Origin of the sequence: Bacillus sp. G402 (genome assembly GCF_051172515.1) — a bacterium.
GTDB lineage: Bacteria > Bacillota > Bacilli > Bacillales > Bacillaceae > Bacillus > Bacillus altitudinis.
Genome location: NZ_JBPIZC010000001.1, coordinates 723,840 through 735,489, shown reverse-complemented (window position 1 = coordinate 735,489; position 11,650 = coordinate 723,840). Strand labels below are relative to the sequence as shown.

15 protein-coding genes are annotated in these 11,650 nt (G+C 40.7%); 10 read left to right on the top strand and 5 right to left on the bottom strand.

The features are described from left to right. The first annotated feature begins 52 nt into the window (after window positions 1-52). The 6 genes from ACSBQP_RS03945 to ACSBQP_RS03920 all read left to right on the top strand — a co-directional run bounded on the left by ACSBQP_RS03945 (window position 53) and on the right by ACSBQP_RS03920 (window position 2,049). The gene (locus ACSBQP_RS03945) at window positions 53-556 is read left to right on the top strand and encodes a TlpA family protein disulfide reductase (protein ID WP_017359580.1); all 504 of its coding nucleotides are present in this window, start codon (window positions 53-55) and stop codon (window positions 554-556) included. A gap of 76 nt (window positions 557-632) precedes the next feature. Beyond that, window positions 633-758, top strand: coding sequence for an FbpB family small basic protein (locus ACSBQP_RS03940; protein WP_003211002.1), 126 nt, complete (start codon window positions 633-635; stop codon window positions 756-758). Between the two features lie 51 nt (window positions 759-809). Then, window positions 810-953 carry an acid-soluble spore protein N gene (locus ACSBQP_RS03935; RefSeq protein WP_008357830.1) on the top strand — a complete coding sequence of 48 codons (144 nt, stop codon included), beginning with the start codon at window positions 810-812 and terminating at the stop codon, window positions 951-953. A 15-nt stretch (window positions 954-968) separates the two neighbouring features. After that, window positions 969-1,211: a small acid-soluble spore protein Tlp gene (gene tlp, locus ACSBQP_RS03930; RefSeq protein ID WP_017359579.1), complete on the top strand. Its 243-nt coding sequence runs from the start codon at window positions 969-971 to the stop codon at window positions 1,209-1,211. A 103-nt stretch (window positions 1,212-1,314) separates the two neighbouring features. Next, window positions 1,315-1,737, top strand: coding sequence for an acyl-CoA thioesterase (locus ACSBQP_RS03925; protein ID WP_435028201.1), 423 nt, complete (start codon window positions 1,315-1,317; stop codon window positions 1,735-1,737). A 3-nt stretch (window positions 1,738-1,740) separates the two neighbouring features. Then, the gene (locus ACSBQP_RS03920) at window positions 1,741-2,049 is read left to right on the top strand and encodes a hypothetical protein (RefSeq protein ID WP_017359578.1); all 309 of its coding nucleotides are present in this window, start codon (window positions 1,741-1,743) and stop codon (window positions 2,047-2,049) included. Window positions 2,050-2,090: 41 nt separating this feature from the next. Here the strand turns inward: ACSBQP_RS03920 and ACSBQP_RS03915 are convergent, their stop codons facing one another. Together ACSBQP_RS03915 and plsY are read right to left on the bottom strand one after the other, a co-directional pair. Next, window positions 2,091-2,378, bottom strand: coding sequence for a HesB/YadR/YfhF family protein (locus tag ACSBQP_RS03915; RefSeq protein WP_435028200.1), 288 nt, complete (start codon window positions 2,376-2,378; stop codon window positions 2,091-2,093). Between the two features lie 96 nt (window positions 2,379-2,474). Next, window positions 2,475-3,056, bottom strand: coding sequence for a glycerol-3-phosphate 1-O-acyltransferase PlsY (gene plsY, locus ACSBQP_RS03910; RefSeq protein ID WP_008343794.1), 582 nt, complete (start codon window positions 3,054-3,056; stop codon window positions 2,475-2,477). Window positions 3,057-3,210: 154 nt separating this feature from the next. Here plsY and ACSBQP_RS03905 point away from each other — a divergent pair, with 154 nt between their 5' ends. The 3 genes from ACSBQP_RS03905 (at window position 3,211) to parC (ending at window position 8,445) form a co-directional block, all read left to right on the top strand. Beyond that, window positions 3,211-3,624 (top strand): CoA-binding protein, encoded by a 414-nt coding sequence (locus ACSBQP_RS03905; protein ID WP_146270338.1) that lies wholly within the window; start codon window positions 3,211-3,213, stop codon window positions 3,622-3,624. 409 nt (window positions 3,625-4,033) lie between these two features. Beyond that, window positions 4,034-6,001 (top strand): DNA topoisomerase IV subunit B, encoded by a 1,968-nt coding sequence (gene parE, locus ACSBQP_RS03900; RefSeq protein WP_007499323.1) that lies wholly within the window; start codon window positions 4,034-4,036, stop codon window positions 5,999-6,001. A gap of 2 nt (window positions 6,002-6,003) precedes the next feature. Beyond that, window positions 6,004-8,445 carry a DNA topoisomerase IV subunit A gene (parC, locus tag ACSBQP_RS03895; protein ID WP_048002677.1) on the top strand — a complete coding sequence of 814 codons (2,442 nt, stop codon included), beginning with the start codon at window positions 6,004-6,006 and terminating at the stop codon, window positions 8,443-8,445. A 53-nt stretch (window positions 8,446-8,498) separates the two neighbouring features. On the opposite strand, the gene ACSBQP_RS03890 is transcribed toward parC, so the two are convergent. The 3 genes from ACSBQP_RS03890 to ACSBQP_RS03880 all read right to left on the bottom strand — a co-directional run bounded on the left by ACSBQP_RS03890 (window position 8,499) and on the right by ACSBQP_RS03880 (window position 10,369). Then, window positions 8,499-8,624 carry a hypothetical protein gene (locus ACSBQP_RS03890; RefSeq protein WP_008343787.1) on the bottom strand — a complete coding sequence of 42 codons (126 nt, stop codon included), beginning with the start codon at window positions 8,622-8,624 and terminating at the stop codon, window positions 8,499-8,501. A 29-nt stretch (window positions 8,625-8,653) separates the two neighbouring features. Continuing rightward, window positions 8,654-9,001: a hypothetical protein gene (locus tag ACSBQP_RS03885; protein WP_008343786.1), complete on the bottom strand. Its 348-nt coding sequence runs from the start codon at window positions 8,999-9,001 to the stop codon at window positions 8,654-8,656. A 195-nt stretch (window positions 9,002-9,196) separates the two neighbouring features. Continuing rightward, a complete protein-coding gene (locus ACSBQP_RS03880) occupies window positions 9,197-10,369 on the bottom strand; it encodes an MFS transporter (RefSeq protein ID WP_035700946.1) in 1,173 nt (390 codons plus the stop codon). Between the two features lie 77 nt (window positions 10,370-10,446). Here ACSBQP_RS03880 and ACSBQP_RS03875 point away from each other — a divergent pair, with 77 nt between their 5' ends. After that, a complete protein-coding gene (locus tag ACSBQP_RS03875; protein WP_217815811.1) occupies window positions 10,447-11,610 on the top strand; it encodes an isocitrate/isopropylmalate dehydrogenase family protein in 1,164 nt (387 codons plus the stop codon). The last annotated feature ends 40 nt before the right edge of the window (window positions 11,611-11,650 follow it).

The window sequence follows — 11,650 nt, the reverse complement described above, 5'->3', positions numbered from 1 at the left end:
GAAGGCGATTAGACAGCTTTCTCTTCTTTTTTAACATAGTGGAGGATCAATCATGTGGAAAAAAGGAATGGCAAGCGCTGTTTTACTTGTGTTGATTGGTTTACTTGCATGGAATGTATTCGGACCAAAAGAACCCGCCATCGGTCTTGAAACAGGGGACAAAGCCCCTAATTTTGAGCTCAAAACCCTTGATGGCAAAACGGCATCTTTATCTGATTATCGAGGGAAAAAAGTACTTCTCAATTTTTGGGCGACATGGTGTAAGCCTTGCCGAACAGAAATGCCAGATCTAGATGCAATTAGAAGTGAAAATGACCAAGTTGAGGTACTAGCGGTGAATTTGACGAACACTGAAAAGAGTGTGGATCACGTCGCATCTTTTATTGATGAACTTAAGGTCAGTTTTCCTGTTTTATTAGATCAAAAAGGTATTCAAGCGAGATATCAGGTACTTTCATATCCGACGACATACATACTAGATGAAAAAGGGCGTATCCTGTCTGTAAAGCATCAAATGCTCACAAAAAAAGAAATTGAAAAAGAGCTGGATCTATAATGATTCAGCTCTTTTTTGCTTATTTTCTAAATGTTTTGGCGAAAATGGTATGAACAGAGTGGAGGTGGTGATAGAAATGAGACGAAGAAAGCGCCGTACTTTTGAAGAACTTGTGCTTGAAAATAAAAAAGAATTATTAAGCAATGAGGAATTTTTAAACCAGCTTGAAGAAAAGTTGGAAGAGCGATTTAGACAGAAATAAGTTATGATTTGACCTTTTTCGTTCATCCTAAAGAAGAGGGAGGGATGAATGATGGGTAGAGAGCATGATAAACAAGCGCAGTTTACACCAGACCATTTAGGGACAAAACCTGTAGCATACAAACGAAATAAAGGCAAAAAGATGCATAATAAATCGAATGAACAGCCTGATGTGATACAGACGAAGGGCGAATAATAGGAGGGAAGCATGATGAATGACAAGTCATATCAATCCAATCCAGATGATCGTTCTGATAATGTTGAGAAGCTGCAGGATATGATCGAAAACACACTTGAAAATATTGATGAATCTGAAGCAGCAATGGGTCTTTCAACAGAGGAAGAAAAGCAGATGATCAAGCAAAAAAATGAAAACCGTAGAACAAGTATTGACGCAATGCGTTCTGAAATAAAGGACGAGGAAGCAGCAAGAAAGAGCGGTTACACTGAATAAACCAGGGATTCCTGGTTTATTTTATTGCCTCTTTTTAGAAGAACCAATTGGAATGTGGTAAAATGTCAGAGACGTTAGGTTTTGATAGGAGAGCGATGAAAACGTGTATGTATCTAAAAAAGAAATAGAAGTCCGTTATGCAGAAACAGATCAAATGGGCATTGTGTATCATGCCAACTATTTAATTTGGATGGAAGTCGGCAGAACAGCGTTAATTAAAGAATTAGGCTTTTCCTATGCCCAGTTAGAGGCAGACGGTGTCCTTGCACCTGTTGTCGATCTTCAGGTTCAATATAAGAAACCACTACTGTACGGTGAAACGGCTAGAGTTCACACATGGATAGAAGAATATAACGGCGTGAAAACAGTGTATGGCTATGAAATACAAAAACCTGATGGACAAACGGCTATTACAGGGACCACCTCACATATTTGTGTGGACAAAGAAACCTTTAGACCGATTCAATTTAGAAAAGCTTTCCCTGCATGGCACAGCGTTTACGAACAGTCCAAGAAGCAGGTTTGATTCATGGCATTTGGAATTAAAAGAAAGGATCTACATGCTTGGAAATCAGCTGTTCGGGAAGGGAATGTGGCCTTTTTGACACACTATTGGCTTGATGACCGTTTTCCGCATGCGAATACTGTCACAAAGGCAGCCTGTCAGGATATGGAGCAATTAATCGCTTGGGGACAAAAGCATGGATTAAAGAAAGAATGGATCCATGTTCGCGAAGGTTTTCCTCATTTTGATCTCATTGGTGATTCGCAAAAACGGATTTTGCAAAAAGAGCGGTCATTAGGAAACATTCAGGAGTATGGACTTTATATTGAGTGATAAACAAAAAAGATACCCGAGGGATGAGGTATCTTTTTTGTTTATTCATAATGAAATTCTGGTTCTTTCACGGACTCGTTATAATCAATATGCAGATCATGGTTGTCAAAATACCAAATATCACTTTCTTCCACAAAGAAAGTAATGCCTTCTACTTCAGCGGTTGCGCCGGCATTTTGAAGTTCATCTTTTGCGACGCCGAGAGAAAAGCCTTTTTGTACATTACTGCACCCGCCATATCTGACAAAAAAGCGAACATGATCACCTTTTTCTAAATCCAGTTCATTCTTGTACCAATTGAGTGCATCATCTTTTATCGTTAATTTCAATGTGATCGCCCCTTTTTGAAGTCATGCTGTTTTTAAATGCAGGATGCAAAAACAGCTTTTCTTTACTTTTACCACATATTTAAATTGATGAAACGGCTAAAGCCATTTGATTTTCGGTTCAGTTTTGTTGAGAATTCGTTTGAGGTTGGCGATGTGTCTGAAGATCACAAAGCCAGCAAGAACAGCAACAACAATAATTAAAAATAGATCTTGGGTGAATATGCTGTAAATGAATGTGTAGATCCCAGTCAGCATAGATGATAATGAAACATATTTACTAATGTATAAAAATAAGAAAAAAGCAGCGATCATCGTGATAAATAAGAACGGGGCATAAAATAACAGCACGCCGCCTGATGTAGCGACCGCTTTTCCCCCTTTAAATTTTGCAAAGACAGGAAAGCTGTGACCGATAACAGCAGCCACTCCTGCTAATAAGGGATGAATGTCCAGTTGCATGAAAAACGGTAAAGCCGAAGCAAGAGTCCCCTTTAAAATATCAGCAGTGATAACGATGGACCCTGCTTTAACACCTAGTGTACGGAATGCATTCGTCGCACCTAGGTTCCCGCTGCCATGTTCACGGATATCGATTCCCTTTGCAGCTTTCCCGACAATGAGACCTGATGGAATACTGCCGAGAAGATAAGCCAAAATAAACATCAAAGCAATTAACATCTGCATAACTCCTTTATATTCTCCCTCTTGTCTTACATTTTAACATGATCTTATGAAAAACATGGCGATCTTTTTTTGAAAAAAACGATGGCCGATGAATTCAGCTTTGTTTTTAACAAGAAATTCGCTAAAATAGAAGAAAAGGAGTGTCTGGATGAATCATCCTTCAAAACAAGAAATTGGGCGTATATTAAAAAGCAGTAAGCGAATTGCAGTTGTAGGTTTGTCAGATCAGCCGCACCGAACGTCTTATATGGTTTCAAAAGCCATGCAAGATGCCGGTTATGACATCATTCCTGTCAATCCAACGATTGATGAAGCACTTGGGGTAAAAGCGGTCGCCTCTTTAAAAGACATAGATGGGCCTGTTGATATCGTCAATGTCTTTAGACGTTCAGAGTTTTTGCCTGAGGTGGCGAAAGAATTTCTTGAAATAGACGCACCTGTTTTTTGGGCGCAGCAAGGCGTACATCATGAAGAGGCGAAAAGGCTGATTGAGGAAAATGGCAAGGTCGCCATCATGGATTTATGTATCAAAGTGGCTCATGCGATGACAAAAACTCATTAAATCGTCAAAAATCCTTGGTTTTTCAAGGATTTTTGCTTTTTTGTTGCAGAAATATATTTGCGATTCTAGAAGAAAGCGATAAAATAAGGCGACAGGGGCATATCGGTGACCTTGCATATCGAGAAAAAGAGCGATAAGATAAATATAGAACATTTGTTCTGTTTTGCTAAAACCATCATATGATTGCATTTGGCTTATGAAACAGTCTTGTTTATAATGGACTTCTAGTTCTGATTGCAGAATGTTTCTCATAACCGTGCAAAAGAGCATGTATCGCTGAATCACACATGCATGGTGATGATGCAGCTTATTAAAGTGGACAGTAATGAGCAGCATGATCATCATTAAAATCTAGAGAGATCATTGATGATTAGCCGGTTATGTTTGTTAGTGAAAGGGGATTAAGCATTTGGTTAAAAAGCAGCAAGTAGATTATAACGATGATTCTATTCAGGTGCTAGAGGGGCTTGAAGCGGTCCGTAAACGTCCAGGGATGTATATTGGATCGACGGATTCCCGCGGTCTTCATCACCTTGTCTATGAGATTGTAGACAACTCTGTCGATGAAGTGCTCGCTGGCCATGGAGATCATATCATTGTCAAAATACATAAAGATAACAGCATTTCCGTCCAAGATAAAGGGCGCGGAATGCCTACTGGTATGCATAAGCTTGGAAAACCGACACCAGAGATCATTTTAACTGTCCTGCACGCAGGCGGAAAATTTGGTCAAGGCGGTTATAAAACAAGTGGTGGACTTCACGGGGTTGGGGCGTCCGTTGTGAACGCACTTTCAGAGTGGCTCACCGTGACGATAGAACGCGATGGATTTATTTATCACCAGCGCTTTGAACATGGCGGAAAGCCAGTCACATCACTTGAAAAAATCGGGAAAACGAAAAAGACCGGTACACTGATTCATTTTAAGCCAGATCCAACGATGTTCAGTGTCACCACCTATAATTTTGATACATTATCAGAGCGTTTAAGAGAATCAGCCTTTTTATTAAAAGGGCTAAAAATAGAGCTGATTGATGAGCGCCATGATGTGCAGGAAACCTTTTATTATGAGACAGGTATTGAAGCGTTCGTTGCTTATTTAAACGAGGAAAAGGATGTACTTAGTGAAGTCGTTTCGTTTGAAGGCGAACATCAGTCCATTGAAGTCGATTTTGCCTTTCAATTTAACGACGGCTATTCAGAAAATATTCTGTCGTTCGTCAATAACGTAAGAACCAAAGATGGCGGTACGCATGAGTCTGGTGCAAAAACGGCCATGACGAGAGCCTTTAATGAATATGCACGCAAAGTGACCCTTTTAAAAGAAAAAGATAAAAATTTAGAAGGTACGGATATTCGTGAAGGCCTGTCAGCTGTTATTTCTGTCAGAATTCCTGAAGAACTTCTTCAATTTGAAGGACAAACAAAAGGAAAGCTTGGAACGAGTGAGGCTAGGTCTGCTGTAGACGCTGTGATCTCTGAAAAATTGGCTTATTTCCTTGAAGAAAACCGCGAAACGGCAACACTGCTTGTGAAAAAAGCGATTAAAGCGCAGCAGGCAAGAGAAGCGGCTAGAAAAGCAAGAGAAGAAGCAAGGAGCGGCAAGAAACGAAAAAAATCTGAAGCAACACTCAGCGGAAAATTAACACCTGCTCAATCTAGAAACCCGGCAAGAAACGAACTGTATCTAGTAGAGGGCGACTCAGCGGGTGGATCAGCCAAGCAAGGACGTGATCGAAAATTCCAAGCGGTGCTGCCGCTTCGAGGGAAGGTCATTAATACAGAGAAAGCAAAGCTTGCGGATATTTTCAAAAACGAAGAAATCAATACCATTATCCATGCCATTGGCGGCGGGGTTGGTGTCGATTTTAATGTAGAAGACATCAATTATGATAAAATTGTCATTATGACAGATGCTGATACAGATGGCGCACATATTCAGGTTCTATTGCTGACATTCTTCTACCGCTATATGAAGCCGCTGATTGAGCATGGCAAAGTATTCATTGCCCTTCCGCCTTTATATAAAGTTAGCAAAGGCTCAGGGAAGAAAGAAGTCATTGAATATGCTTGGTCTGATGAAGAAATGGATGACGTACTAAAGAAAGTTGGAAAAGGATATACGATTCAGCGCTATAAAGGTTTAGGTGAAATGAATGCCGACCAGCTATGGGAAACGACAATGAATCCAGAGTCGAGAACGCTTGTCAGGGTGAAGATCGATGATGCTGCACGGGTGGAACGCCGCGTCACGACACTGATGGGTGACAAAGTAGAACCACGCCGTAAATGGATTGAAAAGAATGTCGCCTTTGGACTTGATGAGGAAAGCAACATTCTTGAAAATGAAAACTTGTCGCTAGCTGAGGAGGTTTAAACATGGCACAACAAGAACGATTTCATGATTTACCGTTAGAAGAAGTGATTGGGGACCGTTTTGGTCGCTATAGTAAATATATTATCCAAGATCGTGCACTTCCAGATGCACGTGATGGATTAAAGCCTGTACAACGAAGAATTTTATATGCGATGTATGCAGAAGGAAATACACAAGATAAAAACTTCCGTAAAGCTGCCAAAACAGTCGGTAACGTCATTGGTAACTATCATCCGCATGGTGATTCATCTGTTTATGAAGCAATGGTGAGAATGAGCCAGGATTGGAAAGTGCGAAACGTGCTAATTGAGATGCATGGAAATAACGGGAGTATCGACGGAGATCCTCCTGCTGCCATGCGTTATACGGAAGCAAGGCTTTCTGCAATTGCATCAGAGCTTTTAAAAGACCTCGACAAGGAGACGGTCGAATTTGTCGCGAACTTTGATGATACAAGCAAAGAGCCTGTTGTCTTACCAGCGATGTTTCCCAACCTTCTTGTGAACGGGTCAACAGGGATTTCAGCCGGTTATGCGACTGATATTCCGCCGCACCACCTAGGAGAAGTGATTGATGGCGTGATTAAGCGAATTGAACAGCCGCATTGTACGGTTGAAGATTTAATGACAGTCATCAAAGGGCCAGATTTCCCAACAGGCGGGATCATTCAAGGTGTGGATGGTATTAAGAAGGCATATGAAACAGGAAAAGGAAAGATTATGATTCGCGGAAAAGCGGAGATTGAAACCATCCGCGGTGGACGCCAGCAAATCGTGATCACAGAAATTCCTTATGAAGTGAATAAGGCCAATCTTGTCAAAAAGATGGACGAGTTCCGCATTGAAAGAAAAGTAGAAGGAATTTCAGAAGTTCGGGATGAGACGGATCGTACCGGCCTTCGGATTGTTGTAGAGCTGAAAAAAGAAGCGGATGCGAATGGTGTCTTGAATTTCTTATATAAAAATTCTGATCTGCAAATCCCATATAACTTTAATATGGTCGCGATACATAACAGAAGACCGACTTTAATGACGCTTACAACTGTACTAGACGCTTACATTGCTCATCAAAAAGAAGTGGTGACGAACCGCTCAGCATACGAGCTTCGAAAAGCAAAAGAACGTCATCATATTGTAGATGGATTAATTAAAGCTCTTTCCATTTTAGATGAAGTCATTGCGACGATTCGTTCGTCTAATGATAAGCGTGATGCGAAAAACAATTTGATGGAGAAATATGATTTTACAGAAGCTCAATCAGAAGCGATTGTTTCTCTCCAGTTATATCGTTTAACAAATACAGATATCACTCAACTAAGAGACGAAGCAAGAGAGCTTGACGTGCGAATTGCAGAGCTGGAAGACATTTTAGCGAATGAGAAGAAGCTGTTTAAAGTCATTACGAACAACTTGAAGAAGTTGAAAAAGACGTATGCTGATGAAAGACGATCTGTCATTGAGGAAAAAATTGAAGAAATTAAGATTAACCTTGAAGTGATGATCGCATCAGAGGACGTGTACGTCACAGTCACAAAAGATGGATACATCAAACGGACAAGCCAGCGTTCCTATGCTGCATCAAACGGTAAGGACTTCGGTATGAAGGATACAGACCGACTGATTCATCAATTTGAAATGAATACAACAGATGTTCTTCTGCTCTTTACGAATAAAGGGAGCTACATTTACTGTCCAGTTCATCAGTTGCCAGATATACGCTGGAAAGACATGGGGCAGCATATTACGAATATTATTTCGATTGATCGGGATGAATCCATTCAAAAAGCGATCCCAATTAAAGAATTCGATGAATCATCGTATCTCTTGTTCTTTACAAAAGGCGGTATGGTGAAGAAAACAGAGCTTCTCCAATATAAAGCGCAGCGCTATTCAAAACCGCTTGTCGCCTTGAATTTAAAAGGTGATGATGAACTTGTAGATGTTCATGTTACAACAGGTCAGCAAGAATTGTTTATTGCAACGAAAAATGGCTATGGATTATGGTTTGATGAAGAAGAAGTGAGTGTGGTCGGTCCGAGAGCGGCTGGTGTGAAAGGCATCAATTTGAAGGACGGAGACGAGGTGGTCTCTGGACAAATCATTGATCCGAATAACAATGTGCTTGTTCTCACGACACAAAGAGGTGCTGTGAAGCGGATGAACCTCTCTGAATTTGATAAGACATCAAGAGCAAAACGTGGAGTGATCATGCTAAGAGAATTAAAGAAAAACCCTCACAGAATTGTTGCTGTGATTGCTGCTTCACTGCACGATACACTTGAGATTGATACGGAAAAGGGTGCCACGATCCCGCTCGATATTTCCACACTAAGGGCAAATGATCGTTATAGCAATGGATCGTTTATTTTAGATGAGGAAGAGCAGGGAGAAGTAACTCAAGTTCTTTTATCACCTGCTGCATCTGACCAAGATGACAATAAATAAGCAAAACGAAAACCCCCTGCGTAAGGCAGGGGGTTTTTTATGATGAGGTCAATTTAACTCTCGTGATTGCCAAACATGCTTGTGATGGCATGCACTACTTCAATTCCTTGGTAAACGAAAAGAGAAAGTGAAGTGACAGAGAACAGACCTAGAATGAATACTCTTAAGAAAAATAACATCGTGTAAAACCTCCCAATTTTTGTTTGATTTAAATGGTTGGGTTAACACGAGCTACTCGGAAATTCGAAGACTGGTAGAACACTGCAAGTAAATGCTTCTTTTTCCGGTCAAATCGATCAGTATAAGTGATGCGTGCAAATCCAGCTGCCATACTGCCAATGACTAGCAGTGCTGTAAATGCCGCAAATACTGCGTTCACATGTTTTTGTTTCTTTTCATCGCCTGCTGTCTGAACGATTTTCATTTCATGTGATTCTTGATCAGCAACCACCTTTGCATGATGGTATACCTGAACGGAATGAGGCATTGAGAACAAATGAAAACTTGCAAGTGCTATGAATAAGACTGCTAATTTTAACAGCATATTTTTTTTCATTTTTCTCACCCCTTCCTGTTTATTTTCATGATCTTACCACGTTTTCAGTTATTTGAAAAGTCTTATTTTTTTACTTTCCCTCTTTAAAAAAGCGCTAAACATCAAGACATCTATAGGACTGTTTCACTTCATGAAAGGTTTCAATTTTATTTATTAAATTTAAAAAAAGTACCGAGATCAAAGATCTGGCACTTGTCAAAAAGAATGTATTGATGTCGGTTTTGCAACAGCTTTTGTAAAGATTCCTGCAATACAAATGGCAAACAGAACAAAAATAAACGCATGAAGCAGACCGACTTGATTGGCGAGCAGTCCTAAAACAGGGGGCCCTGATAGAGAGGCTGTATACCCAGATAAAGTGACGATACTGACACGTTTGACAGCATAGCGGCTATCATCACCAGCTGCTGAAATGGTCAGCGGGAAGCCTAAGGACGCGCCAAGTCCCCATAAAAAGATAGATATCATACACACGACGAGTGAAATCTTTAAAATCACCAAGAATAGTCCGGCGGCAGCAGATAAGATCGCGACTCTTAGCAACAGCACCCTGCCAAAGCGATCAATGAAACGTCCGCTCAGTAATCTGCCACTAATCATCCCGCACAAAAATAATGCATAGATGACCGTACTCATTGAATGAGAAACCTGATAGCCATCAACCATTGCTAGTGGAATCCAATCATTTGCAGAACCTTCTACAAATGCGAGACATAAGGCAATCATCGCTAATGAGATCGTCCGTTTGTTCAGCCATGATGTTTGAGAAGCCTCAACTGATTCTGTCTGCGTCTCATCCGAATCTTTTCCTGTCCCGTGCGGAATAAACCGTGTACAAATCAGGATGCTGAGAAAGAAAAGGAGTGCAATGGTGAGAAGGTGAATGAGGACAGACACACCTAAATAAATAAAGAGTATTCCGGCACCTGCACCAATTAACGTTCCAATACTGAAAGAAGCATGCAAAATCGGCAGGATCGTTCTCTTGATCTGATACTCAATCTCCGTTCCTTCTAAGTTCATGGCTACATTGCACATGCCTGAGCCTGAACCAAAAAGAAAAAGACCAGCAGTGACAATCAGCGTAGAAGAGAGGGCGGCGCCGATTGCAAGGGTTGAGAATCCAATAAACATCAAAAAAGCGCTGACCACAATCGCCACTCGGCCGCCTTTTTTGCGAACGAATACATTGGAAAGAATCAGCCCGACAATGGAACCTACAGATAGGCCGAGTAAAATGAGTCCCATTGTGCCTGTATCTGCTTGCAACAAATCTCTCACTTCTGGTGTTCTTGAAAACCAAGTGGAGATGGAGATCCCAGACATCGTAAAAATAACAATGATCGCTTTATACCACTTTAATTTCATCTAATCCCTCATATCTATGTAGTCATACAGAACAAATCTACTCGATTATAAATGAGACTTCCTGATTCGTAAATAACATGAGGGAGGATCATCATGAAGAAAATATTCCAACGTCATCATTCTTTGATAGAATAAAGACAAAAGGGGCGATACATATGTCATATCGAATAGGTGTTTTAAAGGGAGACGGGATTGGACCGGAAATTGTTGATTCTAGTATGCGTATTTTAAAGACAGCGCTGTCACAGTTCAATGAACCATTTGTGGAATTTGTAGAGTGTCCTATCGGTGCTGAAGCCATTCATTCTCATCAAGATCCAGTGCCAGCTTCTACGATAGCCGCCTTGAAAAAATGCCATGGCTGGATATTAGGACCTCATGATTCAGCTTCATATCCTGATCAATTGAAAGAAAGAAGAAATCCAAGTGGAGAACTCCGTCATACATTTGATTTATTTGCAAATATTCGTCCATCGCAATCGCTGCCAGGTGTGAAAAGCGTTGCCAGTGGCGTCGACCTTGTCATTTTTCGAGAAAATACAGAAGGCTTTTATCCAGACCGGAATATGTATCAGGGGACAGGAGAGTGGATGATTACACCAGATGTCGCCATATCTACAGGTGTGTTTACAAAAAAAGCAATTACCCGTATTGCCCACGCGGCCTTTCAACGTGCAGTGGAGAGGAGGGGGAAAGTCACCATTGTTCATAAAGCGAACGTGATCAAATTAGGATCTGGCTTGTTTTTACGAACATGTCAAGAGGTAGCGAAAGCATATCCACAAGTGGAGGTTGAGGATATTCATATTGATGCGATGGCTGCTCATTTAGTGAGACGTGCAGGTGATTTTGATGTGATTGTGACAGAAAATATGTTTGGCGACATATTATCTGATCTTGCAGGGGAACTAGTCGGCAGTTTAGGAATGGCACCCTCATTAAATTGTAACGAAAATCAAGCGATGGCACAGGCGGCACATGGATCAGCACCGGATATTGCTGGTCAAAATATCGCCAATCCAATGGGCATGATTCTTTCTACAGTGATGCTTTGTAACTGGCTACATGTGAAATATCAAGATGAAAGATTAAAACAGACAGCTAGTCTGATCGAACATACTCTTGATGAGACCTTAAAAAAGAACTTGAAAACGAAGGATTTAGGAGGAAATGAGACGACGACACAATTCACCGAGGCATTCATTCAAACGATGAATGAATTTTCAATAAAAGGGAGATGAACATGAAAACAGAAAAAGAAAAGATGATCAATATTATCAC

Bases quoted from the DNA above. Each gene is read 5' to 3' on its own strand.
- ACSBQP_RS03945 (WP_017359580.1), top strand. From the start codon at position 53: ATGTGGAAAAAAGGAATGGCAAGCGCTGTTTTACTTGTGTTGATTGGT.
- ACSBQP_RS03940 (WP_003211002.1), top strand. From the start codon at position 633: ATGAGACGAAGAAAGCGCCGTACTTTTGAAGAACTTGTGCTTGAAAAT.
- ACSBQP_RS03935 (WP_008357830.1), top strand. From the start codon at position 810: ATGGGTAGAGAGCATGATAAACAAGCGCAGTTTACACCAGACCATTTA.
- tlp (WP_017359579.1), top strand. From the start codon at position 969: ATGAATGACAAGTCATATCAATCCAATCCAGATGATCGTTCTGATAAT.
- ACSBQP_RS03920 (WP_017359578.1), top strand. From the start codon at position 1,741: ATGGCATTTGGAATTAAAAGAAAGGATCTACATGCTTGGAAATCAGCT.
- plsY (WP_008343794.1), bottom strand. From the start codon at position 3,056: ATGTTAATTGCTTTGATGTTTATTTTGGCTTATCTTCTCGGCAGTATT.
- ACSBQP_RS03905 (WP_146270338.1), top strand. From the start codon at position 3,211: ATGAATCATCCTTCAAAACAAGAAATTGGGCGTATATTAAAAAGCAGT.
- parC (WP_048002677.1), top strand. From the start codon at position 6,004: ATGGCACAACAAGAACGATTTCATGATTTACCGTTAGAAGAAGTGATT.
- ACSBQP_RS03890 (WP_008343787.1), bottom strand. From the start codon at position 8,624: ATGTTATTTTTCTTAAGAGTATTCATTCTAGGTCTGTTCTCTGTCACT.
- ACSBQP_RS03885 (WP_008343786.1), bottom strand. From the start codon at position 9,001: ATGAAAAAAAATATGCTGTTAAAATTAGCAGTCTTATTCATAGCACTT.
- ACSBQP_RS03880 (WP_035700946.1), bottom strand. From the start codon at position 10,369: ATGAAATTAAAGTGGTATAAAGCGATCATTGTTATTTTTACGATGTCT.
- ACSBQP_RS03875 (WP_217815811.1), top strand. From the start codon at position 10,447: ATGAGGGAGGATCATCATGAAGAAAATATTCCAACGTCATCATTCTTT.